Origin of the sequence: Mesorhizobium sp. M4A.F.Ca.ET.050.02.1.1 (genome assembly GCF_003997725.1) — a bacterium.
Lineage (GTDB): Bacteria > Pseudomonadota > Alphaproteobacteria > Rhizobiales > Rhizobiaceae > Mesorhizobium.
Window position 1 is genome coordinate 1 of the sequence record NZ_RZSG01000863.1, and the last position, 2441, is coordinate 2441.

The window sequence follows — 2441 nt, forward strand, 5'->3', positions numbered from 1 at the left end:
AGCGGTTGCCATAGGACTGGTCGAGCAGGCCGCCGGCGGCGAAATGCTCGGCCTGCACCTTGGCCCAGCCGTCGAAGACGTCGTCCACTGTCAGCAGGCGGACGTCGGGGAACTGGTCCTTGTACTTCGCGGCGACCGCCGCATCGCGGACGCGGTTGCCGTTGCGGGCGAGGATGTCCTGGCCTTCGGGCGTATAGAGGAAGTCGAGATAGCTCTTGGCGAGATCGCGCGTGCCATGTTCGTCGGCAACCTTGTCGATTATGGCGACGGGAAACTCCGCCAGCAGGCTGACCGAGGGCGTGACCTGCTCGAACTTGTCGTCGCCATACTCCTTGCGGATGCCACGCGTCTCCGATTCGAAGGTGATCAGCACATCGCCGATCTCGCGCTGCACGAAGGTGGTGGTGGCGGCGCGGCCGCCGGTGTCGAAGATCGGCACGTTGTTGAACAGTTTGGTGATGAACTCCTTCACCTTGGCGTCGTCGCCCTTGAAGGCCTCCTTGGCGTAAGCGGTGGCGGCGAGATAGGTGTAGCGCGCATTGCCCGACGTCTTCGGATTGGGGAAGATCACCTGCACGTCGTCGCGCACCAGATCGTTCCAGTCCTTGATGTGCTTGGGGTTGCCGGCGCGCACCAGGAAGGACGGCAGCGAATAGAAGGGCGAGGCGTTGTCTGGGAAATCCTTCTGCCAGTCGGCGGAAACGAGCCCCTTCTTGACCAGGAAATCGACATCGGTGACCTGGTTCAAGGTGACGACATCGGCGCCGAGCCCTTCGGCGATGGCGCGCGCCTGAGCGGAGGACCCGGCATGCGACTGGTCGATCGTCACGCCCGGATGTTCGGCGACGAAGGCCTTGTTGACTTCGGCGAACAGCTCGCGGCCGACGTCGTAGGACGCGTTCAGCAACCTGTCGGCCGACCAGGCCTCGGAGGATGCGAGGAAGAGGGTGGCCAGTGCCGCCGCGCCAAGCAAAAATCGCTTCATGAAAACCGGCTCCTTGAGAGTTGCAACAAGGGCGCAGGATAATAGCACAAGGCCGGCCAGCGCCAGACATGCGAGCCGGCGCTATCGTGTCATCGTCGGAAAAGATTCCGCCGAAACAAATGCTTGTTAGGATTTTCTTTCAGGCTGATTCAGCTGGCTTTTCCGGGCTCAGATGCCGGGAAAAGCTTCCAGCGCCGCGGCCTGAACGCCACCCGACTCTTCTGCGCCGCCGGATGGTCGACGGGCAATTCGACCTCGACCCGCTGGCGCTCGCCGCCGACTTCGAGCTCCACCCGCCTGGTGCCAGCGACACGGCGGCTGGCGGCAACGGTGCCGGCGATGCAGCCGCTGCAGCCGTCAAGGAGCTCGACGTCGTGCGGGCGGAAGTAGAGCATTGCGTCGCCTGAGGCCGCGTGCGGGGCGGACAGGCCGATCGATCGGTCGGCGATCCAGACCTCGCCGCTCTCGACCTTGACCGGCAGCGAGCTCGATTCACCGATGAAGGAATAGACAAAGGGCGAGTTCGGCGTGTCGTAGATCTCATCGGCGGAACCGACCTGCTCGATGCGGCCCTGGCTCATCACCACGACGCGATCGGCAAGCTCGAGCGCCTCTTCCTGGTCGTGGGTGACGAAGACGGTGGTGTGGCCAGTGCGGTCGTGGATCTCGCGCAGCCAGCGGCGAAGCTCACGCCGCACCTGTGCGTCGAGCGCGCCGAACGGCTCGTCGAGCAACAGCACCTTGGGCTCGATCGCCATGGCGCGGGCGAGCGCCACGCGCTGGCGCTGGCCGCCGGAAAGCTGCGCCGGATAGCGCTTCTCCAGGCCCGAAAGCTGGACGAGGTCGAGAAGCTCGGAGGCGCGGCGGCGGATCTCCTGTATCGGCGGCCGTGCCGCGCCGTGCCGGACCTTGAGGCCGAAGCCGATATTGTCGGCCACCGTCATGTGCCGGAACAGCGCGTAGTGCTGGAAGACGAAGCCGACATTGCGCTCCTGGATCGACTTCTGCGAGGCGTCCTCGTCGCCGAAGAAGATCGTGCCCTTGGTCGGCCGTTCCAGCCCTGCAATCAGCCGCAGGAGCGTCGTCTTGCCGGAGCCGGACGGGCCGAGCAGCGCGATCAGCTCGCCCGACTTGATGTCGAGCGATACGTCATGGAGGGCCGGAAACCGCTCAAACTCCTTGCGCACGTTGGCAACGCGAACTTCCATAAACCGTCCCTTTTGTCGGTGCCTGCCGTTATCCCAAAACCGGTTTCGCGCTTTTGGGCGATATGCATTCAGTGTCCGCGCGTGGCGGCGATCTCGGCGCCGTAGCGCATCTCGAGAAGTGTTTTCAAGACCAACGTCACCAGCGCCAGGCCGGCAAGCAGCGAAGCGACGGCGAAGGCGCCGACCGCATTGTACTCATTGTAGAGGATTTCGACATGCAGCGGCATGGTGTTGGTAAGGCCGCGTAT

At 64.2% G+C, this 2441-nt stretch carries 2 protein-coding genes and 1 pseudogene; all 3 read right to left on the bottom strand.

Annotated features, from left to right (window positions below):
- Positions 1–985: sulfate ABC transporter substrate-binding protein (locus tag EOA33_RS32340; RefSeq protein WP_127407472.1), on the bottom strand; the 985-nt coding region annotated here is incomplete at its 3' end.
- A 149-nt stretch (positions 986–1134) separates the two neighbouring features.
- Positions 1135–2193, bottom strand: a complete 1059-nt coding sequence (locus tag EOA33_RS32345) for a sulfate/molybdate ABC transporter ATP-binding protein (protein ID WP_127407473.1) — start codon at positions 2191–2193, stop codon at positions 1135–1137.
- A 68-nt stretch (positions 2194–2261) separates the two neighbouring features.
- Positions 2262–2441 (bottom strand): annotated as a pseudogene (gene cysW, locus EOA33_RS32350) (sulfate/thiosulfate ABC transporter permease CysW); the annotation flags it as partial.